Raw genomic sequence first — 23094 nt, 5'->3', positions numbered from 1 at the left:
CCGCGAACAGGCCGCCCTCGACGACTTCCGCGACTCCGCCCCGGCCGCGTCCGTCTCCGCGTACGACGCCACCGTCACCGGGCCCGACGTCTCGACTTGCGGCTCGACGTGGCCGCCGGACGCGACGCGGGCGCCCGGCTGCTCGGCCTCGCCGACCGACCCACGGCCGTCTTCTGCGCCAACGACCTGCTCGCCCTGGGCGTGCTCCAAGCCCTGTACGCGGCCGGAGTGAAGGTCCCCGACGCCATCTCCATCGTCGGCTACGACGACATCGAGTTCGCGGCGGCCGCCACGGTCCCGCTCACCTCGGTGCGCCGGCCCGCCCACACCCTGGGGACCGTCGCGGCGCAGCTGCTGCTCCAAGAGACGGGCGAGCACGCCGCCGGGCACCGCCACCAACGGGTCGTGCTCCGGCCCGAGCTGGTGGTCCGCGGATCGAGCAGGGCGCTGCCCGGGGCCTGACGGAAGACGCGGAGCGGGCCCCGTACCGCGTCTCCCGGCGGGCGTCAGCGCACCGTGCTGGTCAGCCGGTACCGTCCGGCCGGCAGCCGGTAGGTGGCCGTGCCGTCCGCGAAGCCCACGAACCGCACCCCGGCCACCGAGGCCAGCGGCGTCCGCCCCTCGCGCACCGCGGACGCCGACACCGCCGGCAGGCTCAGGGCCGCCTCGCTGTTCGCCGGGACCACCGCCTCGTACGTCAGCTTCCCGTCCCCGGCCAGGGACCACGCGCTCGTGATCTCGCCGTACGGGGACAGGTGGCGGCCCGTGACCCGGGTGATCGCGCCGGTCGGGTCCAGGTGCGGCTGGAGACGGAACCGCCGGAAGCCGGGGTGCTCCGGATCGCGGGCGATCCTCGCCATGTAGGCGTACATCCACTCCGCGATCGCGCCGTAGGAGTAGTGGTTGAAGGAGTTCATCTCCACGGGGCCGAAACCGTCCTCCTTCGAGTACGAGTTCCACCTCTCCCACACCGTGGTGGCGCCGTTCTCCACGGAGTACAGCCACGACGGCATGGCGTTCTGGTGGAGCAGCTTGTACGCGAGGTCGGCGCGGCCCTCGTCGGTGAGGACGGGCGCCAGCACGTTCACGCCGAGGAAGCCGACGGAGAGCGTGTTCTGCGCGTACCGCACACGGGCGCTGTCCGGGTGGGCCGCCTTGTACGCCGCGTCGTTGCCGATGTTCTCCGCCAACAGGGCGACCAGAGCCCGGCGTTGCGCCTGCGTGTCGTAGAAGCCGAGCTTGAGGACCCACAGCAGCGCGGACTGGCTGTCGTCCTCCGGCTCGCCGCCCATGCCGGGCTTGCCGCCGAGGCTGGAGCGCACCGTGATCCGGTCCCCGTCGGTCTCGACGTACTTCGTCATGAACGCGCGCCTGATCCGGGTGAAGAGGCCGTCGTAGTCCTCGGCCTCGGCGGCGCGCCCGGTGGCCCGCGCCATCTGTGCCATCAACCGGACGCTGTAGGCGTAGTAGACGTCGCTCATCAGCTGGGTGCCGGTGTTCTGGAACGCCAGCCAGTCGGCGAAGATCGCGCCCTGCCCCGCGTACGTGTCACCGCCCTTGCGCCGGATCCAGTCGATGTAGCGGACCATCGCGTCCCAGCTGCGGTCGACAAGGGTGCGGTCGCCGCTCATCTGCCACACCGTCCACGGCACGATCACGCCGCAGTCCGCCCACCCGCTGCACGGGGCCGCCGCGTTGTACCGGTTGCCCGGCGCCACCGCGGTGAACTGGGCGCCGTCCACGCCGTAGATCCGCTGTGACTCGACGAGGACGGACTCGAAGTGGCTGAGGAAGGCGACGGCGTCCGTGTTGTAGAGGCCGGTGTTCGAGAAGACCTGGGTGTCACCGGTCCAGCCGAGCCGCTCGTCGCGCTGCGGGCAGTCGGTCGGCACCCACAGGTAGTTGCCGCGCTGACCCCACCGCACGTTGCTGAACAGCTGGTTGACGGCGTCGTCGTCGGTGGTGACGCTGCCGGTGTCCCGGAGCGCGGAGGTGGCGACCTTGCCGGTGAGACCGGAGACGGTGACCTCGGCGCCGGGCGTCGTCACCTGGACCGACACGTAGCGGAAGCCGTAGAACGTGAGCGAGTCCTGATGCGTCTCGCCGTCCGCCGCGCCCCGCAGGACATACGTGCTCGTCGCCTTGGCGCTGCGCAGATTGGCCCGGTACAGCGAGCCCACCGGGCCGTCGGCGCCCGCGCTGTCGTCGTTGAGCATCTCGCCGAACCGCACGACGACCTCGGCGCCGGCCGGCCCGCGCAGCGTGTAGCGGGGGACACCGACCATGTTCTGGCCGAGGTCGAAGACGGCCGTGTCACCGGGGCGCAGGGTGACCGGGCCGGGCGCGTCCTTCGTCGAGCGGATCTCGTCGGGCACGATCCGGCCCTTGCCGTCGGCGCTCGACGACGCGCCCGTGACCTCGCGGTAGACCGTGACGGAGCGCGGGCGCCGGTCCCACTTCTCCATCAGCCGGGCCGACTCGCCCGGGTACGCGGTCAGTTTCGCGCCGGGGAACGTCCCGTCGTAGCCGGACTCCTCGACCTCCGCCCAGCCCGCGGTGGAGAACCCGCCGGCCGTCCAGCCGTCCAGTTCCTTGCGCGCGTCGTACGTCTGCCCGTCGTAGATGTCGTCGGCGCGGTACGGCCCGGTGTCGGTGGCGCGCCAGCCGCCGCCCGGCTCCGTGACGACGGACTGGGTGCTGCCGTCGGCGTAGCGGACCAGCAGCTTCGCCTTCAGGCAGAGGGCGTTGCCGTCCTTGGAGTAGTACGTGCTGCCCTCGGAGATCCTGCCGTTGTACCAGCCGTTGCCGAGGACCGCGGCGAGCGTGACCGACCGGCCGCGCGCGACGCTCCGCGTGACGTCGTACGTCAGGTAGTTCACGGTCATGTCGTAGTTGGTCCAGCCCGGCGTCAGCAGCTCGACGGTCCGGCCCCCGTCCTGCGGGACGGTGACGCGCTCACCGTTCACGTACGCCTCGTAGACGCCGAGCGCGCTCACGTACAGGCGGGCCTCGCTGACCCGGCCCGTGCGCAGCGGCGTCTCGCAGCGCAGCAGCGGCGCGCCCGCGGAGTTCGGCGCCTTGCCCTGCATGGTGATCCACCGAGCACCGTCCCAGCCGGTGACGCCGTCCGTGGAGAGCAGGGCCGTCTCGAACGACGCGGTGGCCGCGGTGCCGAGCGGCCGTCCCGTGCCGTCCCAGACCGAGACCGTCCAGAAGTACCGGGTGGAGGGCTTCAGCCGGGGCCCGTCGTACAGCACGGCCACGGAGTCGCCCGACGCCACCCGGCCGCTGTCCCAGACATCGGCGCGCGACCGGGCCAGGCGGGCGGGCGAGGACGCCACCCGGATGCGGTACGCGCCCTGCGTGAGCCCGCGCCGCGCCGAGCCGAGGCGCCAGCCGAAGCGCGGCCGGGCGGCGTCCGTGCCGAGCGGCTGCTCCCGGTGCTCGACGGTCAGCCCGGTGACGGAGCCGGCGGCGCGCGCCGGGGCGGGCGCCGCCTCGGCCGCCGCGGCGGTCCCGAACGTGTCGGCGGCGGCCACGACGGGCACGGCGCCCGCGGTCGCGGCCAGGACGGTCCTGCGGCGGATCTCGCTGCTCATCTGTCAGGTTCCCTTCGACGGTGAAGGTGCTCGGCCCCGTTGAACGGTTCAAACGATTCAATGTGGGGTGGGGGAACCTATGTGCAGCGCTGCCCGGTGGCAAGAGGCTTGCACTATGCGGACAGACGCTGTCGGCTCGGCTCGTGGTCGGCGCGGCGCGTATCCCGTTTCTGGTGTCGTGACACGAAACGATTCAACCGATCGCGACCGTACCTGCCGTGCCGCGGTGCCCTGCTCGCCGGAGCGTCCGGCCGGTCGGACGGCGGTGGCGCGGGCCCCCGTAGACTCCCCCTGCCGCACCCGCTCACCTGGAGGTCCACACCCGATGGCACAGACCGTGGGGATCAAGGACGTCGCCCGCGTCGCCGGGGTCTCCGTGGGGACGGTCTCGAACGTGATCAACCGGCCCACGACCGTCGCCGACGAGACCCGGGCCCGCGTCCTCGCCGCCATCGACCGGCTCGGTTACGTGCGCAGCGAGTCCGCCCGGCAGCTGCGGGCGGGGCGCAGCCGCATCATGGGCCTGCTCGTCCTGGACATGGGCAACCCGTTCTTCGTGGACGTCGCGCGCGGCGCCGAGCGGGCCGCGCGCGACGCGGGGCTCGGCGTCATGGTCTGCAACAGCGCCCAGAGCGCCTCGGAAGAGGCCGAGTACCTCTCGCTCTTCGCCGAACAAAGAGTGCGCGGCGTCCTGCTCACCCCCGCCGAGGCGACCGGCCGCACCGTCGAGGCGTTCCGGCGCCACGACATCCCCTTCGTCCTCGTCGACCGCGTCGCCGAGGGCGCCACCGAATGCTCGGTCTCCGTCGACGACGTCAACGGCGGCGCGCTCGCCGTGCGCCACCTCGTCGACGCCGGACACCGCCGCATCGCCTACGTCAGCGGCCCGCCCGCCCTCAACCAGGTCGAGGACCGCCGCCAGGGCGCCCTGCGCGCGCTGGCCGAGGCCGGCCTGCCCGCGTCCGCCCTGCACGAACTGCCCACCGAGCGGCTCGACGTCGCCGCCGGACGCGACGCCGGAGCCCGCCTGCTCGGCCTCGCCGACAGGCCCAGCGCCGTGTTCTGCGCCAACGACCTGCTCGCCCTCGGCGTCCTGCAGTCCATGTACGCGGCCGGGGTCCGGGTCCCCGGGGACGTCGCGATCGTCGGCTACGACGACATCGAGTTCGCGGCCGCCGCGGCGGTCCCGCTCACCTCTGTGCGCCAGCCGGCCGTCACCATGGGCGCGCTCGCCGCGGGCCTCCTCCTGGAGGAGATCGACGCCGCCGACCACCCGGGCACCGCGCACGAGCACCGCCGCGTCGTGCTCCAGCCCGAACTCGTCGTCCGCGGCTCCAGCCTGGGCCCGCGCTGACCGCCGCCGCACATGTGTGCTGAACTGGGCCGCGGCCCGGTGCGTCCGCAATCCTGGCCGCCCGCACCGTATGCAGAACTGCCGCACAGGAGCCGCCGTGAGCGCCGTCAGCTACCGCCAGCCCGGGGTCGTCCTCACCGACCGCCGCTTCTCCGTCCCCCTGGACCACGCCCGGCCGGACGGCGAACGGATCGAGCTGTACGCGCGCGAGGCCGTCGCCGCGGGCCGCGAGGGCGAGGACCTGCCCTGGCTGCTCTACCTCCAGGGCGGCCCCGGCTTCGGCGCCAACCGGTTCTCGGGCACGCAGGCCTGGCTCGGCCGCGCGCTGCGGGACCACCGTGTCCTCCTGCTCGACCAGCGCGGCACCGGCGCCTCCACCCCGGTCAACCGGCAGACGCTCCCGCTGCGCGGCGACGCCACCGCCCAGGCCGACCACCTCGCCCACTTCCGGGCCGACGGAATCGTCCGCGACTGCGAACTGATCCGCCACGTGGTCACCGGCGGCGCCCCCTGGACGATCCTCGGGCAGAGCTTCGGCGGTTTCTGCGCCACCCACTACCTCTCGACCGCGCCCGAGGGCCTCACGGCGGCGCTCGTCACCGGCGGCCTGCCCACCCTGGACGGCCACGCCGACGACGTGTACCGCGCCGCCTACCCGCGCGTCGAACGCAAGGTCCGCGCGCACTACGCCCGCTACCCGATGGACGTCGCCCGGGCCCGGGAGATCGCCGCGTACGTCCTCGAACACGAGCCGGTCCTGCCGAACGGCTACCGCCTCACCCTGGAGGCGTTCCAGTCGCTGGGCATCTGGCTCGGCGCCGGCGACGGCAGCGACCGGCTGCACTACCTGCTGGAGGACGCCTTCGTGCCGACCCCGGGCGGGCGCGCGCTGTCGGACGCCTTCCAGGAGCAGGTGGCCGCCGCCCTGTCGTACGCGGGCCACCCGATCTACGCGCTGCTGCACGAGGCGATCTACGCGCAGGACGGCCGCGCCACGAACTGGTCGGCGGAGCGGGTGCGCGGCGAGTTCCCGCAGTTCGACGGCGAGAAGGCGCTCGCCTCCGGCACGGCCCTGCTGTTCACCGGCGAGTCCGTCCACCCCTGGCAGTTCGCGTGCGATCCCGCCCTGCGGCCGCTGCGGGACGTCGCCGAGGACCTGGCCGCGCGCACGGACTGGGCGCCGCTGTACGACGCGACCCGGCTCGCGGCCAACGAGGTCCCGGTGGCGGCCGCCGTCTACCACGACGACATGTACGTCGACACCGGCCACGCCCTGCGCACGGCCGCGTCGATCCGGGGGCTGCGCCCCTGGGTGACGAACGAGTTCGAGCACGACGGGCTGCGGGCGGGCGGCCCGCGCGTCCTGGACCGGCTGCTCGCCATGGTGCGCGGCGAGGTGTGACGGGCCCGGCGCGACCAGCGGATTGTGCGAGACTTCGGGCGTGGACACCGCCAAGCTCGAACTCGCCGCCCAGCGCTACCGGGAAGCCGAAGAGGCGCTCGAAGGCGCCCGCCTCGACCTCCAGGCCGAAGCCGTCGCGGCCCTGCGCCAGGACGGCGTCCGGCCGGACGACCAGGCGGAGGTGGCCCGGATCACCGGCTGGGACCAGAGCGACCTGCTGCGTCTCGTGGAAGGTACCCCCGACGGGCCGCGCCGATGATGGCACGCTCCAAGCTGATCCAGGAGCTGCGGCGCGGCGGCCACACCGCCGCGTCCGCCGCGCTCCTCGTCGAGGACTACGCCCATCAACTGGCCGTGGAGCTGCGGGAAGCGGGGCAGCGCGAGGCCGCGGGGCTCATCGACCCCCGCGCGGGCCGCTGCACCTGCGGCGCTCCCGCGGGCGGGGACGAGGAGAGCGAGGAGACCCGCCGGTACTGGTACCACGCCCGGTCGTGCCCGCTGGGCTCGGCGTAGCCGTAGCCGTAGCGGTCGGGCGCGGTCAGCCGGTCCCCGGTCCAGCCGGTGGCCGCCACCACCGCGCGGGCGAGGTCGACGACGCTCCGTCCGTCCGTCGCCACCCGCACCGTCCCCGGCGCGGACCGCTGGTCCGGCAGGCGCGCATTGCGGAGACCGGCCGCCAGCTCGTGTTCCAGCTCGGAGCCGCGTTCGCGGCCGGTCAGGCGCGTGCGGGCGGTCGCGTCGGTGGCGGTGAGCAGAACCCTGGTGATCCGGACCGCCGGCCCCATGGCGCGCTCGAACATGCCGGTCGCCTCGGGCAGGACGCTCGCGGTGTTCGTGTAGACCAGCCGGCGGCAGCCCCGCTCGGCGAAGTTGCCCCAGACGGCCGTCAGATTCCGCTCGGTCATCTCCGTGCGGCGCGGATCACCCGCGGGCGCCGGATGGATCTGCCCCATGAAGTCGCCCTCGACCACCGCATGAGGCACGCTCGCGGTGCGCAGGAGCACCGAGACCTCCCACGCCACAGTGGTCTTGCCGACCCCGGCCCGGCCACCGAGAAGAAGTACGCCCGCCTCGTCCATGGACGCAGAGTGCCAGGTGAGAGCCCCGGCACACGAAAGCATTTCCGGCCCGCCCCGAAAAGAGCGGCGGGGCGGGCGCCCGGCCGATGGCCCGACGCGGTCAACGGGCGGGCGCGCGGCGCACTATCGTGGCCTGATGGTTGCCGAGCTGATCCGTATCGTCTCCCGGTCCTCCCCGATGGCGCTGGCCCAGGTGGAGCGCGTCCGCGCCGAACTCGCCGCGCTCCACCCGGGCATCCGTACCGAGGTCGTCCCCGTCACCACCAGCGGCGACAAGTGGATGGGGGATCTCGCCGCGCTCGGCGGCAAGGGCGCCTTCACCAAAGAGGTCGACCAGGCGCTGCTCGACGGAGACGCCGACCTCGCCGTGCACTGCCTCAAGGACATCCCGGCCGACCGCCCGCTGCCCGAAGGGTGCACGTTCGGGGCCTACTTGGAGCGTGACGACGTACGCGACGCGCTGATCGACCCGCAGGGGCGGCGGCTGGACGAACTGCCCGAGGGCACCCGCATCGGCACCTCCTCCGTCCGCCGGGTGGCGCAACTGGCCGCCACGCACCCGCACCTGACCTGTGTGCCGATGCGCGGCAACGCCAACCGCAGGCTGGAGAAGCTCGCCGCGGGCGACGCGGACGCGCTGCTGCTCGCCGTCTCCGGCCTGGAGCGGATCGGGCGCCCCGACCTCATGACGGACGTACTGTCGCCGGAGTCGATGTGCCCGCCGATCGGTGCCGGCATCCTGGCGCTGCAGTGCCGCGCCGACGACGAGGCGACTCTCGACGCGGTCCGCGGGCTCGGCCACCGGGACACCTGGCGCGAGGCGACCGCCGAGCGGATGTTCCTGCACGTGCTCCAGGGCCACTGCAACTCGCCGGTCGCCGGGTACGCGCGCGCCGAGCGCAGCGGTGATCTGTCGCTGCGGGCCTGCGTGTTCACCCCGGACGGCAAGCGCGTGCTGAACGCCCAGGAGTGGGCCGGGCCGTTGGACCCCGCGACGCTGGGCATGTCCGTGGCGGTGGCGCTGCTGCGCCAGGGGGCGCGGGAGCTGATCGACGGCATCGCGCACTGAGGCGGGCCGGGCGGGGCCCGCACGCGAGGGCGGTGCCGCTTGGCTGCCGGGCCGCACCGTCCGGCGCCCGCGCGCTCATCGGTCCGTGCGGGCGACAGGTCCGCCCGGTGGCCGGGCCTGTTCCTGCGCGGGGGAGCGGGCCGTGTCCCGGGTCCGCGAGGGCAGGCCGCGCGCGGCCACCGCGCCGACGCAGGTCACGAGCGCCAGGACGGTCAGCGTCGGGCCCAGCGCGCGAGGGAGGCCGTGGCCGGCGGCGAGCAGCGTCGTACTGAGCGCCACGCCGAGCGTCGGTCCCACGTTCATCGCCGTCTGCTGGAGCCCGCCCGCCACCCCGGCGTCGGCCACCGCGGCCCGGCGCACGAGCGCCTCCGTCGCACTGACCATGACGGCGCCGAAACCCGCCCCCACGGCGACGGCGCATGCCCCCACCGCCGGTGCCGTGGCCGTGCCGTCGAGGCGGCCGAAGGCGAAGACGCCGAGCGCCAGCAGGACCATGCCCGCACCGGTCGTCACCCGCGCCCCGTGCCGCCGCAGCAGCACCGCGCCGAGCGGCGCCGCCAGGACCATGCACAGCGCGGCGGGCAGCAGGTACAGGGCCGTGCCGAGGGCGTCGAGCCCGAGGACGTCCTGGAGGAAGTACGACGCCACGAACAGCGTGCCGAACAGGGCGGCCGAGGCGGTCAGCAGGGTGCACAGGGCCGCCACGACCACCGGCGAGGCCACGACGGACAGGGGCAGCAGCGGGCTCGGCGTGCGCCGCTCGTGCCGCACCAGCGCGGTGGCCGCGACGCCCCCGGCGGCCGCCGCGAGGACCGTGTACGCGGATCCGCCCCGGTCGGAGAGGGTGACGAGCGCCGTGACCAGGCAGGCCAGCGCGGCGCCGAGCAGCACCACCCCGCCCGGGTCCAGGCCGGGCGCTGCCCCCGGCGCCGCCGACGGCTCCGGTTCCTTCACCCGCAGGACCAGCAGCGCGATCACCACGGCGGGCACCACCCCGAGGAAGAAGACGGAACGCCAGCCGAACCGGTCCGTCAGAACGCCGCCGACCAGGGGTCCGGCGGCCGCCGCCACGCCGATCGCGCTTGTGCGCAGCGCGATCGGCATGCCCAGCCTCTCCGGCGGATACGCGGCCCGCAGCATGCCGAGCGTGGCCGGTTGCAGCAGCGCGCCGCACCCGCCCTGGACGACGCGGAGCGCGATCACCCAGCCGATGCCCGGCGCCCAGCCGATCCCCGCCGACGCTGCCGCGAACCCGAGCATGCCGAGGGCGAAGAGCCGCCGGTGCCCGTACCGGTCGCCGAGCCGCCCCGCGAAGACCAACAGGCTCGCCACGGCGATCAGATAGGCCGTACTCGTCCACTGGGCCTCGGTGAGCGAGGCGCCCAGATCGTGCTGGAGCGCGGGCCGGGCGACGGTCAGGACCGTCCCGTCGAGGGCGACGAGGACGGCCCCGACGACGCTGCCGGCCAGCGTGACGCGGCGCAGCGACAGCACGCTCACGGCGCCACCGGGCCCAGGTGGGCGTCGAGCACCCTGGTGATCAGCGGCTCGACGGCGTCGTGCCCGACGGCGAGCGGGAGGCTTCCCCAGACCCACAACTGCGCGACACCGTGCAGATTCGCCCACAGCGCACCGGCCGCTAACGCCGGCTCGGCCTCAGGCCGCACGGCGGCGACCAGCTCCGTCAGCATCCCGAAGAGCGGCAGGCTGGTCTCCCGCAGCCCCAAGGTGCCGCTCTCCAGCAGGTCGTGACGGAACATCAGCTCGTACATGCCGCGATGGTGCGCCGCGAAGTCGAGATAGACACGGGCGAGCGCGGCGAGCCGTGCGCGGGGGTCCTGCGGTGCGTCGGATCCGCTGCCCTGCCCCGCCTGAGCCACTCGCGCCCCGAGGTCGGCGAAGCCACGCCGCGCGATGGCCGACAGCAGTTCCAGGTGGGTCGGGAAGTAGCGGCGGGGCGCGCCGTGCGAGACGCCGGCCGCGCGGGCGATCTCCCGCAGGCTCAGGGCCGCGGCGCCCTGCGCGTCGACGAGGGCCACGCCGGTGTCGATGAGGCGGTCCCGCAGGTTTCGGCCAGTGCTGTCCGTCTGCATAGACACTGTCTACCGCACTGCCGTAGACAGCGTCTACTCCCACTGCGTGCCGGAGCGGGCCACGGCGCGCTCGCCCTCCGGTGAGAAGACTCCGCTCCGGCGCCGCGCCGCCTCCCGCGCCAGGTCGGCGTGGAGCAGTTCGGCGTTGAGGGTGGCGCCGGCCCGGTACCCGGCGCTCGCCGCGTTCACCACCTGCTCGGCGGGGCCCGTCGCGTTGCCCACGGCCCAGACCCCCGCCACGCTGGTCAGCCCCGTCGGGTCCACGTCGACGAAGGGTCCGGCCGGGGTCTCCTTCGTGCGCGCTCCGAGGGCGGTGAGCAGCGAGTCGCCCGGGACCATGCGCGGCGGCACCACGAAGACGCCGCGCGCGAACTCCCGCCCGTCGGCCAGCCGCACCCCGGTCAGCGCGTCGTCGGTGACGACCAGTGCGTCGAGCTTGCCGCTCACCACGCTGACCCCGGCCGCCGCCAGCAACTGCCAATCTTCGTCCGGCAGTTCGTCCTCGTCGGCGCCGTTCAGGAAGAGGCTCACGTCGGCCGACAGCTGGCGGAACAGGAGAGCCTGGTGGATGCCGGACGCCGGGGTGTACAGCACGCCGATCGCCCGGTCGCGGACCTCCCAGCCGTGGCAGTACGGGCAGTGGATCACGTCCTTGCCCCACCGCTCGGCCACGCCGGGCAGGTCGGGCAGCTCGTCCACCAGGCCGGTGGCGACCACGAGCCGGCGCGCGTGCACCCGGCCGCCGCCCGCCAGCGTGACGCCGAACCCGTCGGGCCCGACGGCCCCGGCCGGCTCCGCCGCCGTCACCCGGTCGCGGACCAGCTCGACGCCGTACGCGGCCACCTCGCGGCGCACCTCGGCCAGGAACGCGTCCGGGGCCATGCCGTCCCGCGACGGGTATCCGTGCATGTGCGCGGCCGGCGCGTTGCGCGGCTCGCCCGCGTCGACCACGAGCACCGAGCGGCGCGAGCGGCCCAGGATCAGCGCGGCCGACAGGCCCGCCGTCCCCCCGCCGACGACCACGACGTCGTACGTGTCCTTGCTGTACTGCTGCTTGCCCATGACGGCCCTCGCTTCCGGCGTCGGATGCCGTGGCCGGCTCCGTGATGTCGAAGGTGCACCCGGCTCTCCGGTATTGACAAAAAGAGTTGCCGAAACTGCAATGGGGTCATGACGCGGCAAGCACACGAAGGCGAGGACGGGCCGCCCGAGGCGAGCATGGACGCCGTGCTCGGCGGCGTCGGGCCGCGCCTGCGCGCCCTGCGCAAGGAGCGCGGCGCCACGCTCTCCGGGCTCTCCGAGACCACCGGCATCTCCGTCAGCACCCTCTCCCGGCTGGAATCGGGGCTGCGCAAACCGAGCCTGGAGCTGCTCCTGCCGATCGCCCGCGCCCATCAGGTGCCGCTCGACGAGCTGGTCGGCGCGCCACCGGTCGGCGACCCGCGGGTCCGGCTGAAGCCGATCCGGCACTTCGGCCGCACGATGATCCCGCTCACCCGGCAGCCCGGCGGACTCCAGGCGTACAAGGTGATCGAGCCGGTCCGGCAGCTGGAGCCGGACCCGCGCTCGCACGAGGGTTACGAGTGGCTGTACATGCTCTCCGGCAAACTGCGCCTGGTGCTCGGTGACCACGACGTGATCCTCGGCCCCGGCGAGGCCGCCGAGTTCGACACCCGGGTCCCGCACTGGTTCGGGTCGACCGGGGAGGGCCCCGCCGAGTTCCTCAGCCTGTTCGGGCCGCAGGGGGAGCGGATGCACGTACGGGCGCGGCCCGCGCGCGGCGAGAGCTGACCGGGGCCGCCGGGCGGGCCGGGCGGCGCGGAACCATTCACAGGACGGCAAGCGACCGCTTAGTATGCGCGGGAAGCCGGTAGCGCCCGCCGCAGCGGCGGCGCCGTCGCAGCAGTCCCGACACAGCAGTCCGTGGAGGCCCCGCATGCAGGCATGGCAAGTGCACGAGAACGGCGAGCCGAGCGAGGTGATGCGCCTCGAAGAGGTGGCGCGCCCCGTGCCCGGCGAGGGGCAGGTACTGCTCAAGGTGCGCGCCGCGGACATCAACTTCCCCGACGCGCTGCTGTGCAAGGGCCAGTACCAGGTCAGGCCGCCGCTGCCGTTCACGCCCGGCGTCGAGATCTGCGGCGAGACCGAGGACGGACGCCGCGTCATCGCCACCCCCGCGCTGCCGCACGGCGGACTCGCCGAGTACGTCGTCGCCGACGCCCGCGCCCTGCTGCCCGCGCCGGACGCCCTGGACGACGCCGAGGCGGCCGCGCTCCACGTCGGCTACCAGACCGGCTGGTTCGGCCTCCACCGGCGCGCGCGGCTCCAGGCGGGCGAGACCCTCCTCGTGCACGCCGCCGCGGGCGGGGTCGGCAGCGCCGCCGTCCAGCTCGGCAAGGCCGCGGGCGCCCGGGTCATCGGCGTCGTCGGCGGCCCCGAGAAGGCCGGGACGGCCCGGGAGCTCGGCTGTGACGTGGTCGTCGACCGGCGCAGCGAGGACGTGATCGCCGCCGTCAAGGAAGCCACCGGCGGCCACGGCGCCGATGTCGTCTACGACCCGGTGGGCGGCGACGCGTACGCCCAGTCCGCGAAGACCGTCGCCTTCGAGGGCCGGATCATCGTGGTCGGCTTCGCCAGCGGCACCATCCCGAGCCCCGCCCTCAACCACGCCCTGGTCAAGAACTACACGATCATGGGCCTGCACTGGGGCCTGTACGCCACCAAGAACCCCAAGCTGATCGCGGACTGCCACGAGCAGCTCACCGAACTCGCCGCCCGCGGCGCCGTCAAGCCGCTGGTCAGCGAGCGCGTCGACCTGAGCGAGGCGGCGCACGCCGTGCAGCGCGTCGCCGACGGCGTCACCACGGGCCGCGTCGTCGTCGTCCCCGGCCTCGACGCGCGTACCGCAGGAGGCGCCGCATGAGCGTCGACGCCGCGCAGCTGCGCACCCTCACCCAGGAGTTCCTGGCCGCGCACCCGCCCGCCACCACGCCGCGCGCCGACTTCCTCAGCGCCCGCTTCGACGCCGGACTCGCCTGGGTCCACTACCCGCAGGGGCTCGGCGGGCTCGACGCGCCGCGCGCGCTCCAGGCCGTCGTCGACGCCGAACTGGAGGCGGCGGGCGCCCCCGACAACGCCCCCCGGCGCAACGGCATCGGCCTCGGCATGGCCGCGCCGACCGTCCTGCACCACGGCACCGACGAGCAGAAGCGGCGCTTCCTCAAGCCGCTCTGGGTCGGCGACGAGATCTGGTGCCAGCTGTTCAGCGAGCCCGGCGCCGGATCGGACCTCGCCGCGCTCGGCACCCGCGCCGTCCGCGACGGTGACACCTGGATCGTCAACGGGCAGAAGGTGTGGACGTCCGGCGCGCACAACGCCCGGTTCGCGATCCTCATCGCCCGCACCGACCCGGACGCGCCCAAGCACCGCGGCATCACCTACTTCGTCTGCGACATGAGTGACCCGGGCGTCGACGTGCGCCCGCTGCGCCAGATCACCGGCGAGGCCGAGTTCAACGAGGTCTTCCTCAGCGACGTCCGCATCCCCGACGCCCACCGCCTCGGCGAGGTCGGAGACGGCTGGAAGGTCGCCCAGACCACCCTCAACAACGAGCGCGTCGCCATCGGCGGCATGCGGCTGCCCCGCGAGGGCGGGCTCATCGGCATCGTCGCCAAGACCTGGCGCGAGCGCCCCGAACTGCGCACCACCGACCTGCACCAGCGGCTGGTCACGCTCTGGGTAGACGCCGAGGTCGCCCGCCTCACCGGCGAGCGGCTGCGCCAGCAGCTCGTCGCGGGACACCCCGGCCCCGAGGGCGCGGGCATGAAGCTCGGCTTCGCCCGCCTCAACCAGGAGATCAGCGGCCTGGAGGTCGAACTCCTGGGCGAGGAAGGCCTGTTGTACGACGACTGGACCCTGCGCAGGCCCGAGATCGTCGACTTCGCGGGCCGCGAGGCCGGATACCGCTACCTGCGGGCCAAGGGCAACAGCATCGAGGGCGGGACGAGCGAGGTCCTGCTGAACATCGTCGCCGAGCGCGTCCTGGGCCTGCCGCCCGAGCCCCGCACCGACAAGGACGTCGCCTGGAAGGACCTGGCCCGATGAGCGCACAGCCCGATCTGCTGTACTCCGAGGAAGAGGAAGCGCTGCGCGCGGCCGTCCGCGATCTGCTCGCCGACCACTGCGACGCCACCGCCGTGCTCGCCCGCGTCGAGTCCGGCGTGCCCCACGACCGCGCCCTGTGGAAGAACCTCGCCGAGACCATGGGCCTCGCCGGACTCCTCGTCCCCGAGGACCTGGGCGGCCAGGGCGCCTCGCACCGCGAAGCCGCCGTCGTCTGCGAGGAGCTGGGCCGCGCCGTGGCGCCGCTGCCGTACCTCACCAGCGCCGTCATCGCGACCGAGGTGCTGCTCGGCTGCGCCGGCGACGAGGCGCGCACGCTGCTCGCCGCCCTCGCCGGCGGCCACACCGTCGCCGCGCTCGCCGTACCGCTGTCGGCCGGGCCGGGGCAGGGCCTGGCGGGGGGCGTACGGGCCACCGGGGGAGCGGTGAGCGGGCGCGTCACCGCCGTCGCCGACGCGGCCGCCGCCGACGTCTTCCTCGTCCCCACGGCCGCCGGCCTGTTCGCCGTGGACGCCACGGCCGACGGTGTCACCGTCGAGCCGCAGACCTCCTTCGACCGGACCCGCCCGCTGGCCGCCGTCACCTTCGACGGCGCGGCCGGACGCCTCCTCGCCGACGACGCCGCGGCCCCCGTGCGCCGGGGCCTGCGCGCCGGCGCGGGGCTGCTGGTCTCCGAGCAACTGGGCCTGGCCGACTGGCTGTTGACGGAGACCGTCCGCTACACGCGCGAGCGCCACCAGTTCAACCGGCCCGTCGGTTCCTTCCAGGCGCTCAAGCACCGCCTCGCGCGGCTGTGGCTGGAGGTGGTCAACACCCGCGCCGTCGCCCGGAACGCGGCCGACGCGCTCGCCACCGGCAGTGACGACACCGACGTGGCGGTCGCCGTCGCCCAGGCGTTCGCGGCCCCCGTCGCGGTACGGGCCGCCGAGGAGGCGCTCCAGCTGCACGGCGGCATCGGCATGACCTGGGAGCACCCGATCCACCTCTACCTCAAACGCGCCAAGGCCGACGCGATCGCCCTCGGCACCGCGGGCCACCACCGGTCGGAACTGGCCGAGCTGATCGACCTCCAGGCATCCTGAGCGACACCCTGGACGTCCAGAGGGCAGCGGTCGACGCACCGGAGACCGCTGCCCGCCCTGGACAACTCCTCCGGTGCCGTGTTCCTTTGATCCGCATGACATCCGTGATCAGACACGTGACCCTCGACTGTGCCGACCCCTACACCCTCGCCGGTTTCTGGGCCGAGGTGCTCGGCGGCACTCTCGCGGACGACGACAACCCGGGCGACCCGGAGGCCACGGTGGCAAGCGCCGCCGTTCAGCTGCTGTTCGTCCGCGTCGACGACGCCAGGAAGGTCAAGAACCGGGTGCACCTGGACCTGCAGCCGCAGGATGTCACCCGGGAGGAGGAGGTGGAGCGGCTGCTCGCCCTCGGAGCCACCCTGCACGAGGACCACCGGCGCGCGGACGGGCGGGGCTGGGTCACCCTCCTCGACCCGGAGGGCAACGAGTTCTGCGTCGAGCGGAGCGCCGCCGAGCGTGCCGGGTGACGCCCGCGCACGCCTGACCCGGCGGTGAACCGGGGGCGGCGGTCCGGCCAACTCCCGCCGTGACCCTGCCCCGTGGTGCCGGGCGCCCCGCATACTCGCCGTGTCCCCACCCGCCCACCACGGGAGGCACCCATGGCCCCCACCACCCGCCGCAGAGCCCTCGGCACCCTCGCCGCCGCCCTGACCGCCGGCGTCGCCGCACCCCAACTCGCCCACGCCGCAGGGGCCGGGCGCGGCCCCCGCCCGCTCCTGCGGGCCCACGCCCACAACGACTACGACCACGCGCGGCCCCTCTTCGACGCCCTGGACCACCGGTTCAACAGCGTCGAGGCCGACATCTACCTCGTCGACGGCGACCTGCTCGTCGCCCACGACCCGGCCGACCTCGACCCGGCCCGCACCCTCGAATCCCTCTACCTCGCCCCGCTGGCCGCCCGGGTACGCGCCCAGCACGGTTCCGTGTACCGCGGCCGGCGCATCCCGCTTCAACTGCTCATCGACATCAAGACCGAAGGCGCCGCGACCTACCTCGAACTCGACCGGCAACTGCGCCGCTACCAAGGCCTGTTCACCACGTACGCCCACGGGCGGGTGCGGACCGGACCCGTCACCGCCGTCGTCTCCGGAGACCGCGCCGCCCGCGTCCCGATGGAGGCGCAGCGCGCCCGCAGCGCCTTCTACGACGGACGCCTCACCGACCTGGGGACCGCGACACCGGCCTCTTTCACCCCGCTCATCAGCGACAACTGGGCCACGAACTTCACCTGGCAGGGCGCCGGGCCCATGCCCGCCGCCGAGCGCGCGAAGCTGCGCGGCATCGTCGCGGCCGCCCACGCCCGCGGGCAGCGCGTGCGCCTGTGGGCCACCCCCGACGCCGCCGGCCCCGCCCGGGACACCGTCTGGAGCGAACTGCTCGCCGCCGGCGTCGACCACCTCAACACCGACGACCTCGCCGGGCTCGAGGCCTTCCTGGACGCGCACGAACGGTGACCGGGATTTAGCACCCGATCGGGGGACAGGTCAGACACCGCCGAACGGCCTGCGCTGCGTCACACTTGCGGCCGAAAGCCACGGTGCCGACGTGGCGAAGGAGGTTCGACGGTGTCGCTGTCCATTTCCCTCGTGCTGCTGCTCCTGATCGTCGCGGTGCTCTTCCTGCGCAACGGAGCCATGAAACTCTCGCACGCCCTCGTGTGCGTCCTGCTCGGCTTCCTGCTCGCGGGCACCACGGTCGCCCCGACGATCCACGACGGCATCGACACCACGGCAGGCCTGGTCAGCAGCCTCCAACCGTGACGCCGGCGGGTGGTCAGCGGCGCGCGTAGACCCCGATGCCGTTGGCGACGGCGCGCTCGGGGGCGTCGGTGGGATGGTTGCGCACGGTGACCGAGGCCGCGCCCGGTCCCCGGGCCACCAGCGTCGACGAACCGCCGCCGTCCAGGCTGAACGCGTCGTCGGCGCCGAGCGAGCGCATGGCCGCCGCCACTTCGGCGATGGACAGCCCCGTGCGGTAGGCGGGCGCGTCGTCCAGGGCCAGCAACAGCAGGGTGCGCCCGTCATCGGCGATCCCGGCCGCCGTACGGACCGCGGACGTCCGCGCGTCGAGACCGGGCAGCGGTGCGCCGCCGCGCAGCACCGGGTACCCGCCGACCGCGAACGCGTACGGGGTGCGGGCCTGCCCGGCGACCAGCCGGTGCCGTACCTGGGCCGGATCGCCCGCGGACAGCTTCCGCAGCCACTGCGCGCCGGCCTCCCGGCCCACCAGCACCGTCGTCCCGTCCGCGATCGGCCCTGCGCCCGGCCGGTCCGCCGTCGCCACGACGCGGCCCTGGCGCACCGTCACCTCGTAGGTGTCCGAGCTGCACGGCGCCGCCCGCTGGGTGTCCGTGCCGCACGTGGCGCGGGCCCGGGAGACGGAGCCCCACTCCGGGGTGAACGCCCCGACCGCGCCCACCGGCAGCGCGTACTGGTTGAGCCCGCCGAGCACCACGTGGTCCGCGCGGCTGCGCACCGACCCGTCCAGGGCCAGGCTGTCGATCCTGGCCCGCCGGTCCGTCCCCACACCGAGCACGTCACGGGTGGAGGTGCCCGGCGGCAGGGCGGGCCCGAACCGCTGGCCGTCCGGGACGGCTGCCTTCAGGGCGTGGCCGTCCGCGACCGCGGGACCGACCGCGGCCCCGGTCGCCTCCACCCCGGGATGCTGGGTCTCGGTGATGTTGAAGAAGTCCCCGTTGACGCCGCCGACGGCGCCCGTCGCGTCGGCCATCGCGGAGACGGTGGCCCGGGCCCCGATCGCGCCCGGGTGGAGCAGACCGACGCGCACGCGCGGATCGCGCAGGTCGACGGTGAGGACATGGGCGTGCGCGGTGCCCGCCGCGCCGGGCAGATCGAACCCGGTGTACGACACACCGGGCGCCACCCCCTCCACCGCCGGGGCGGCGCCCGCCGGCGCCGCCTCCGTCAGGCCGGCGCCCGCCAGCGCGCACACGGCGGCCACGGCCACCAGGACTCTCCCGCGTCTCTTGCCAACTCTCGTCTGCATCAGAGGAGTTCAGCAGAGGACACCGACCCCGTCGATGGCTACGCGCCGACCAGCCGGGAACGGATCAGGAAACGTACGCCGTCCGGCGCCTCCAGGGAGAACCCGCTGCCCCGCCCCTCGACGACATCGACGATGAGCCGCGTGTGACTCCACCCCTCGTACTGGCTGCGCGACATCCAGAACGGCACCGGCTCCGCCACCCCGGCCACGGCGAGCTCCGCCAGGAGCACGTCGGCGGCGCCGGTACGGAACTCGCCCGCGGGGAAACACATCGGCGCGCTGCCGTCGCAGCAGCCGCCCGACTGGTGGAACATCAGCGGGCCGTGGGACGCGCGCAGCCGCCGCACCAGTTCGGCGGCCGCGTCGGTCAGTTCCACGCGGGGTGCATCGCTCATGACGGGAGAGTCAAGCGCCACCGAGGTTGCGACCACGTTGCACGCGCGGGGCCTCGCCCGCATAGGCTCCGCACATGGAACAGAGGGAGATCGTCCTGCGGGCCATCGGTGTGCTGACCGAGACGCAGGAGATGGTGCGCAGACTCAATGACGGGGACGAACTCGACAACGACCTCACGCAGCTGGGGCGGCTCGTGTCGGAGGTGTTCCCGACCATCGAGATCCCGGCCGGGTCCGATCCGGAGGAGGCCGCCGAGCTGGCCATCGCCGCGCTCATGCCGGCCAGCGTCTCGCTCGTCGAGGCGTTCGCGTTCCTCTTCACGCAGCTCGCGAAGGTGCACGACGAGGGCCGCGCCGACGTCAACTCCACCGAGCTGCTGCGCGAGATCGCGCTGCGGATGTCCGACCCCGGCGGCCTGGAGGAGGACGAGGAGGAGTGACGCGGGCGGGCCCTACTTGTTCGGGTCCCGGAAGCGGCCGAACGCCTTCGTGAGGGCGCTCAGCGGCGAGCCGTCCGGCTTGGGGAGGCCCGGCACGGAGAGCCGGGTCAGGCCGTCGCCGAGCCCGCTCTCGGCCAGGGCTGCCTGCGCCGCCTCGGCCGCCTCCCGGTACAGGTCGCGCGAGGTCGTCATGGCCTCCAGCGCCTCGGCGTACCGGGTGACCATGGACTGGGCGTGGGCCAGCTCCTCCTCCGGGGTGAGCAGGTGCCAGCCCTGACGCAGCCGCGTCAGGGCCCGCTCGGCGTCCGCGGTCAGCGGCCGCGGCAGCGCGGCGAACTCCCTGACCCGCGCCAGCAGCTCCACCGGCTCGGAGCCGTCCAGGAAGACGTTGCGCACCGTGCAGCGCTCCGCGTCGTACGCCGGGTCCTGCGCGGCCGTCGGCAGGATCACCGCGCCGCCCCGCGGCATCCGCGTCTTCAGCTCCCGCTTCATCGCGAAGTCCACGATCTGCGCCTGCTCGGGGGTGGCGCGGTGCTCGATCACCCGGTCGCGCACGCTCGGCGGCAGGAACGCCGTGACCGGCCGCTGCCCCCGCGCGTCCGGCGTCATCGCCTCGTGCACCACGACGTGGACGTACCAGCTCTCCCGGGTCCACTCCCGCAGCCGGTGGCGCAGCTCGTCGTCGTCCTTGGGCAGCTGGTTCGCCGCGCGCAGCCGCACGCCGGGGCCCGTGGCGTGGTCCCAGGGGACGCGCTCGCTGTCCGGCCAGAACATCGTCGCGGGCGACGGCCACCGCGGGTCCCACGGGGCCTGCGCCTCGGCGGCGAGGACCCAGCCGACCCCTTCGCCGTCCTTGCGGCGCGACTCGGGGTCGTACGTCGTCAGATGCGCACGCACCGTGACGTCGTCGGCCACCCGCCAGCGCGCCTCGAACAGACGGCGAGCCGTGGGGCCGGGGTCCGCGGACTCGTCCCGCGGGTGCAGCACGCTGGAGCGCGCCGCCTCGACGGGATCGAGGTCCAGGAAGTCGTCGAGCACCCCGGCCGCCTTGAGGGCGATCAGGTTGCGCCGCACGTCCTGCTCGGGCTCGGGGCCGAGGTGGCGCCCGCGGCCGAGCCACGCGGTGTCGGGGAGGGTGGTCGAGGGGGTGCTGTTTCTGGCCATGGAGTCTTCTGTGGGTGAACGGGGCAGGACCAGTATGGGCCGTGAACCGCTCGGCGGAAGGGGGCAGGGTCGTCGGGTCTCGGGATTGTCGCGCGTGCACACCGCTCCCGGCTGCCCGCAACGCCGTGGCCCCACGCCACAGATCACGTAGGCTCGACGGATGGCCCGGTACTTCGACGTGCATCCCGAGAACCCGCAGACCCGCGTCATCGGCGCGGTCGCCGACAGCATCCGCGACAGCGCGCTGATCGCCTACCCCACGGACTCCTGCTACGCCCTCGGCTGCCGCCTCGGCAACCGCGAGGGCGTCGAGCGGATCCGTACGATCCGCCATCTCGACGACAAACACCACTTCACCCTGGTCTGCCAGGACTTCTCGCAGCTCGGCAGGTTCGTGCACATCGACAACGACGTGTTCCGCGCGATCAAGGCGGCGACCCCGGGCAGCTATACGTTCATCCTGCCCGCGACCCGCGAGGTGCCGCGCCAGTTGCAGCACCCGAAGAAGAAGACGGTCGGGGTGCGCATCCCCGACCACGTCGTCACCCAGGCGCTCCTCGCCGAGCTGGGCGAGCCGCTGCTCTCCAGCACCCTGCTGCTGCCCGGCGAGGACGAGCCGCTCACCCAGGGGTGGGAGATCAAGGAGCGGCTCGACCACGTGGTGGACGCCGTGCTGGACTCCGGCGACTGCGGCACCGAGCCCACCACCGTGATCGACTTCTCCGACGGCGAGGCCGCGATCGTACGGCGCGGCGCCGGGGACCCCGACCGCTTCGAGTGACGGCCGGGCGCGACGGCCCGCAGGCCGGGCGGCGCGGACGTGTGGATCGGGGGCGGCTGGGGCGTCGACGCCCTGGTCGGTGAGGAGACCCGGGAGCACCGGGACCTCGGCCTGATGCACCGCCACGAGCAGGAGCGGGCCCTGCTCACCGGTGCCGGTTTCGCGCAGAGTACTGAACCGGCGGCCCGTGCGTTTCGTCTTCTGAGAGCGGCGCGGGTGCCCGCCGGTCAGTAGGTGACGGCGTCGCGGACGATCGGGCAGGTCATGCAGTGGCCGCCGCCGCGGCCCCGGCCGAGTTCGGCGCCGACGATCGTGATGACCTCGACGCCGGCCTTGCGCAGCAGCGCGTTGGTCTGGGTGTTGCGGTCGTAGGTGACCACGACCCCCGGCTCCAGGGCGACCGCGTTGTTGCCGCTGTCCCACTGCTGGCGCTCGGAGGCGTACACGTCGCCGCCGGTCTCGATCACCCGCAGGCCCGGCAGCCCGAGCGCCTTCGCGACGACGTCGACGAAGGCGGCCGAGCCCTCGTCGGTGATGGACAGGCCCGGGGCCTTGTCGCTGGGGCGCAGCGAGAACGTGTGCACGGAGTCCATGATCCGCGGATAGAGCGTCACGATGTCCCGGTCGGCGAAGGTGAAGACGGTGTCCAGGTGCATCGCCGAACGCAGCTTCGGCATCCCGGCGACGATGACGTGCTCGGCCGCGCCGCTCTTGAACAGCGCGGCCGCGACCTGCGTGATGGCCTGCCGCGAGGTGCGCTCGCTCATGCCCATCAGGACCACGCCGTTGCCGACGGGCATGATGTCGCCGCCCTCGAACGTGGCCTGACCCCAGCTGTGTTCGGGGTCGCCCCACCACACGGTCGCGTCGACGAAGTCCGGGTGGAAGCAGTAGACGGCCTTCATCAGCAGCGTCTCGTCGTGCCGCGCGGGCCAGTACAGCGGGTTGAGGGTGAGGCCGCCGTACAGCCAGCAGGTGGTGTCGCGGGTGTAGAGCGTGTTGGGCAGCGGCGGCATCAGGTACTCGCGGGCGCCGGTCGACTCACGCGCCATCGACACGTACGGGGAGCGGTACTCGTCCGGCAGGTCCGTGGTGGCGAGGCCGCCGATGAGGAACTCCGCGAGCCGGGCCGGCTCCAGCGCCTCCAGGAAGGCGCGGGTGTCGTCGATGAGCCCCGTCCCCACCCGGTTGGCGACGATCTTGCGGTCCAGCAGCCAGGACTTCGCCGCGGGCAGCGCCATCGTCTGGGCGAGCAGCTCGTGCAGCTCGACCACCTCGATCCCGCGCCGGCGCATCTTGTCGACGAAGTCGGCGTGGTCGCGCTGGGCGTTCTCCACCCACATGACGTCGTCGAAGAGGAGCTCCTCGGCGTTGGTCGGCGTCAGCCTGCGGTGGGCGAGCCCGGGGGCGCAGACGAGGACCTTGCGCAGCCGGCCCACCTCGGAGTGGACGCCGTACGCGGAAGCGGGGGTGGCGAGGTCGGTCACGGGGGCCTCCGGGGC

General features: G+C 73.9%; 22 protein-coding genes and 2 pseudogenes. 15 read left to right on the top strand and 9 right to left on the bottom strand.

The genetic code is table 11. The features are described from left to right. Positions 1 to 462 (top strand): substrate-binding domain-containing protein (locus tag ABZY33_RS31410; protein ID WP_356495108.1); only part of this gene is annotated, 462 nt, incomplete at its 5' end. Positions 463 to 506: 44 nt separating this feature from the next. Here ABZY33_RS31410 and ABZY33_RS31405 read toward each other — a convergent pair. Then, positions 507 to 3599, bottom strand: a complete 3093-nt coding sequence (locus ABZY33_RS31405) for a family 78 glycoside hydrolase catalytic domain (protein ID WP_356495107.1) — start codon at positions 3597 to 3599, stop codon at positions 507 to 509. A 325-nt stretch (positions 3600 to 3924) separates the two neighbouring features. Here ABZY33_RS31405 and ABZY33_RS31400 point away from each other — a divergent pair, with 325 nt between their 5' ends. The 3 genes from ABZY33_RS31400 (at position 3925) to ABZY33_RS31390 (ending at position 6614) form a co-directional block, all read left to right on the top strand. Further along, positions 3925 to 4953, top strand: coding sequence for a LacI family DNA-binding transcriptional regulator (locus tag ABZY33_RS31400; protein WP_356495106.1), 1029 nt, complete (start codon positions 3925 to 3927; stop codon positions 4951 to 4953). A gap of 70 nt (positions 4954 to 5023) precedes the next feature. Further along, positions 5024 to 6355, top strand: a complete 1332-nt coding sequence (locus tag ABZY33_RS31395) for an alpha/beta fold hydrolase (RefSeq protein WP_356495105.1) — start codon at positions 5024 to 5026, stop codon at positions 6353 to 6355. Between the two features lie 40 nt (positions 6356 to 6395). Then, positions 6396 to 6614, top strand: coding sequence for a hypothetical protein (locus ABZY33_RS31390; protein ID WP_356495104.1), 219 nt, complete (start codon positions 6396 to 6398; stop codon positions 6612 to 6614). Between the two features lie 289 nt (positions 6615 to 6903). On the opposite strand, the pseudogene ABZY33_RS31385 reads toward ABZY33_RS31390, so the two are convergent. Continuing rightward, a pseudogene (locus ABZY33_RS31385) lies at positions 6904 to 7434 on the bottom strand (hypothetical protein); the annotation flags it as partial. Between the two features lie 136 nt (positions 7435 to 7570). Between ABZY33_RS31385 and hemC the strand changes: the two are divergent. Next, positions 7571 to 8503: a hydroxymethylbilane synthase gene (gene hemC, locus ABZY33_RS31380; protein ID WP_356495103.1), complete on the top strand. Its 933-nt coding sequence runs from the start codon at positions 7571 to 7573 to the stop codon at positions 8501 to 8503. A gap of 75 nt (positions 8504 to 8578) precedes the next feature. Here the strand turns inward: hemC and ABZY33_RS31375 are convergent, their stop codons facing one another. From ABZY33_RS31375 to ABZY33_RS31365, 3 genes are read right to left on the bottom strand one after another with little or no spacing between them, the layout of a single operon-like run. Further along, positions 8579 to 9997 (bottom strand): MFS transporter, encoded by a 1419-nt coding sequence (locus ABZY33_RS31375; protein WP_356495110.1) that lies wholly within the window; start codon positions 9995 to 9997, stop codon positions 8579 to 8581. 2 nt (positions 9998 to 9999) lie between these two features. After that, a complete protein-coding gene (locus ABZY33_RS31370) occupies positions 10000 to 10596 on the bottom strand; it encodes a TetR/AcrR family transcriptional regulator (RefSeq protein WP_356495102.1) in 597 nt (198 codons plus the stop codon). A 33-nt stretch (positions 10597 to 10629) separates the two neighbouring features. Further along, positions 10630 to 11658 (bottom strand): NAD(P)/FAD-dependent oxidoreductase, encoded by a 1029-nt coding sequence (locus tag ABZY33_RS31365; protein ID WP_356495101.1) that lies wholly within the window; start codon positions 11656 to 11658, stop codon positions 10630 to 10632. A gap of 108 nt (positions 11659 to 11766) precedes the next feature. Between ABZY33_RS31365 and ABZY33_RS31360 the strand changes: the two genes are divergently transcribed. The 7 genes from ABZY33_RS31360 to ABZY33_RS31330 all read left to right on the top strand — a co-directional run bounded on the left by ABZY33_RS31360 (position 11767) and on the right by ABZY33_RS31330 (position 17566). After that, entirely contained in the window at positions 11767 to 12387 is a 621-nt protein-coding gene (locus tag ABZY33_RS31360; protein ID WP_356495100.1) for an XRE family transcriptional regulator, read from the top strand. Positions 12388 to 12532: 145 nt separating this feature from the next. Continuing rightward, positions 12533 to 13519 carry an NADPH:quinone oxidoreductase family protein gene (locus ABZY33_RS31355; RefSeq protein ID WP_356495099.1) on the top strand — a complete coding sequence of 329 codons (987 nt, stop codon included), beginning with the start codon at positions 12533 to 12535 and terminating at the stop codon, positions 13517 to 13519. Further along, positions 13516 to 14700: an acyl-CoA dehydrogenase family protein gene (locus ABZY33_RS31350; RefSeq protein WP_356495098.1), complete on the top strand. Its 1185-nt coding sequence runs from the start codon at positions 13516 to 13518 to the stop codon at positions 14698 to 14700. Before ABZY33_RS31355 ends, ABZY33_RS31350 begins: the two co-directional genes overlap by 4 nt. Further along, positions 14697 to 15800: an acyl-CoA dehydrogenase family protein gene (locus ABZY33_RS31345; RefSeq protein ID WP_356495097.1), complete on the top strand. Its 1104-nt coding sequence runs from the start codon at positions 14697 to 14699 to the stop codon at positions 15798 to 15800. Before ABZY33_RS31350 ends, ABZY33_RS31345 begins: the two co-directional genes overlap by 4 nt. Positions 15801 to 15895: 95 nt before the next feature. Next, positions 15896 to 16270 (top strand): VOC family protein, encoded by a 375-nt coding sequence (locus ABZY33_RS31340; protein WP_356495096.1) that lies wholly within the window; start codon positions 15896 to 15898, stop codon positions 16268 to 16270. A 132-nt stretch (positions 16271 to 16402) separates the two neighbouring features. Beyond that, positions 16403 to 17260, top strand: a complete 858-nt coding sequence (locus ABZY33_RS31335) for a phosphatidylinositol-specific phospholipase C/glycerophosphodiester phosphodiesterase family protein (RefSeq protein ID WP_356495095.1) — start codon at positions 16403 to 16405, stop codon at positions 17258 to 17260. A gap of 111 nt (positions 17261 to 17371) precedes the next feature. After that, the gene (locus tag ABZY33_RS31330; RefSeq protein WP_356495094.1) at positions 17372 to 17566 is read left to right on the top strand and encodes a hypothetical protein; all 195 of its coding nucleotides are present in this window, start codon (positions 17372 to 17374) and stop codon (positions 17564 to 17566) included. 13 nt (positions 17567 to 17579) lie between these two features. Here ABZY33_RS31330 and ABZY33_RS31325 read toward each other — a convergent pair whose 3' ends face one another. Together ABZY33_RS31325 and ABZY33_RS31320 are read right to left on the bottom strand one after the other, a co-directional pair. After that, positions 17580 to 18812: a phosphodiester glycosidase family protein gene (locus ABZY33_RS31325; protein WP_356495093.1), complete on the bottom strand. Its 1233-nt coding sequence runs from the start codon at positions 18810 to 18812 to the stop codon at positions 17580 to 17582. A 38-nt stretch (positions 18813 to 18850) separates the two neighbouring features. Then, the gene (locus ABZY33_RS31320; RefSeq protein WP_356495092.1) at positions 18851 to 19207 is read right to left on the bottom strand and encodes a DUF779 domain-containing protein; all 357 of its coding nucleotides are present in this window, start codon (positions 19205 to 19207) and stop codon (positions 18851 to 18853) included. Between the two features lie 74 nt (positions 19208 to 19281). On the opposite strand from ABZY33_RS31320, the gene ABZY33_RS31315 reads away from it, so the two are divergent. Further along, positions 19282 to 19647 carry a hypothetical protein gene (locus tag ABZY33_RS31315; RefSeq protein WP_356495091.1) on the top strand — a complete coding sequence of 122 codons (366 nt, stop codon included), beginning with the start codon at positions 19282 to 19284 and terminating at the stop codon, positions 19645 to 19647. Positions 19648 to 19659: 12 nt separating this feature from the next. Here the strand turns inward: ABZY33_RS31315 and ABZY33_RS31310 are convergent, their stop codons facing one another. Beyond that, positions 19660 to 20811 carry a hypothetical protein gene (locus ABZY33_RS31310; RefSeq protein ID WP_356495090.1) on the bottom strand — a complete coding sequence of 384 codons (1152 nt, stop codon included), beginning with the start codon at positions 20809 to 20811 and terminating at the stop codon, positions 19660 to 19662. A gap of 160 nt (positions 20812 to 20971) precedes the next feature. On the opposite strand from ABZY33_RS31310, the gene ABZY33_RS31305 reads away from it, so the two are divergent. Together ABZY33_RS31305 and ABZY33_RS31300 are read left to right on the top strand one after the other, a co-directional pair. Then, positions 20972 to 21592 (top strand): L-threonylcarbamoyladenylate synthase, encoded by a 621-nt coding sequence (locus ABZY33_RS31305; protein ID WP_356495089.1) that lies wholly within the window; start codon positions 20972 to 20974, stop codon positions 21590 to 21592. Between the two features lie 39 nt (positions 21593 to 21631). Next, positions 21632 to 21739, top strand: a pseudogene (locus ABZY33_RS31300) (amino acid transporter); the annotation flags it as partial. An 80-nt stretch (positions 21740 to 21819) separates the two neighbouring features. On the opposite strand, the gene ABZY33_RS31295 reads toward ABZY33_RS31300, so the two are convergent. Continuing rightward, the gene (locus ABZY33_RS31295; RefSeq protein WP_356495088.1) at positions 21820 to 23079 is read right to left on the bottom strand and encodes an arginine deiminase; all 1260 of its coding nucleotides are present in this window, start codon (positions 23077 to 23079) and stop codon (positions 21820 to 21822) included. Between the last annotated feature and the right edge of the window lie 15 nt (positions 23080 to 23094).

Source organism: Streptomyces sp. NPDC006552, from assembly GCF_040611655.1.
In the GTDB taxonomy this organism is placed as follows: domain Bacteria; phylum Actinomycetota; class Actinomycetes; order Streptomycetales; family Streptomycetaceae; genus Streptomyces.
The sequence above is the reverse complement of the archived record's forward strand: the minus strand, read 5'-3'. Positions and strand labels throughout refer to the sequence as shown.

Bases quoted from the DNA above. Each gene is read 5' to 3' on its own strand.
- ABZY33_RS31405 (WP_356495107.1), bottom strand. From the start codon at position 3,599: ATGAGCAGCGAGATCCGCCGCAGGACCGTCCTGGCCGCGACCGCGGGC.
- ABZY33_RS31400 (WP_356495106.1), top strand. From the start codon at position 3,925: ATGGCACAGACCGTGGGGATCAAGGACGTCGCCCGCGTCGCCGGGGTC.
- ABZY33_RS31395 (WP_356495105.1), top strand. From the start codon at position 5,024: ATGCAGAACTGCCGCACAGGAGCCGCCGTGAGCGCCGTCAGCTACCGC.
- hemC (WP_356495103.1), top strand. From the start codon at position 7,571: ATGGTTGCCGAGCTGATCCGTATCGTCTCCCGGTCCTCCCCGATGGCG.
- ABZY33_RS31370 (WP_356495102.1), bottom strand. From the start codon at position 10,596: ATGCAGACGGACAGCACTGGCCGAAACCTGCGGGACCGCCTCATCGAC.
- ABZY33_RS31365 (WP_356495101.1), bottom strand. From the start codon at position 11,658: ATGGGCAAGCAGCAGTACAGCAAGGACACGTACGACGTCGTGGTCGTC.
- ABZY33_RS31360 (WP_356495100.1), top strand. From the start codon at position 11,767: ATGACGCGGCAAGCACACGAAGGCGAGGACGGGCCGCCCGAGGCGAGC.
- ABZY33_RS31355 (WP_356495099.1), top strand. From the start codon at position 12,533: ATGCAGGCATGGCAAGTGCACGAGAACGGCGAGCCGAGCGAGGTGATG.
- ABZY33_RS31350 (WP_356495098.1), top strand. From the start codon at position 13,516: ATGAGCGTCGACGCCGCGCAGCTGCGCACCCTCACCCAGGAGTTCCTG.
- ABZY33_RS31345 (WP_356495097.1), top strand. From the start codon at position 14,697: ATGAGCGCACAGCCCGATCTGCTGTACTCCGAGGAAGAGGAAGCGCTG.
- ABZY33_RS31340 (WP_356495096.1), top strand. From the start codon at position 15,896: ATGACATCCGTGATCAGACACGTGACCCTCGACTGTGCCGACCCCTAC.
- ABZY33_RS31335 (WP_356495095.1), top strand. From the start codon at position 16,403: ATGGCCCCCACCACCCGCCGCAGAGCCCTCGGCACCCTCGCCGCCGCC.
- ABZY33_RS31325 (WP_356495093.1), bottom strand. From the start codon at position 18,812: ATGCAGACGAGAGTTGGCAAGAGACGCGGGAGAGTCCTGGTGGCCGTG.
- ABZY33_RS31320 (WP_356495092.1), bottom strand. From the start codon at position 19,207: ATGAGCGATGCACCCCGCGTGGAACTGACCGACGCGGCCGCCGAACTG.
- ABZY33_RS31315 (WP_356495091.1), top strand. From the start codon at position 19,282: ATGGAACAGAGGGAGATCGTCCTGCGGGCCATCGGTGTGCTGACCGAG.
- ABZY33_RS31310 (WP_356495090.1), bottom strand. From the start codon at position 20,811: ATGGCCAGAAACAGCACCCCCTCGACCACCCTCCCCGACACCGCGTGG.
- ABZY33_RS31305 (WP_356495089.1), top strand. From the start codon at position 20,972: ATGGCCCGGTACTTCGACGTGCATCCCGAGAACCCGCAGACCCGCGTC.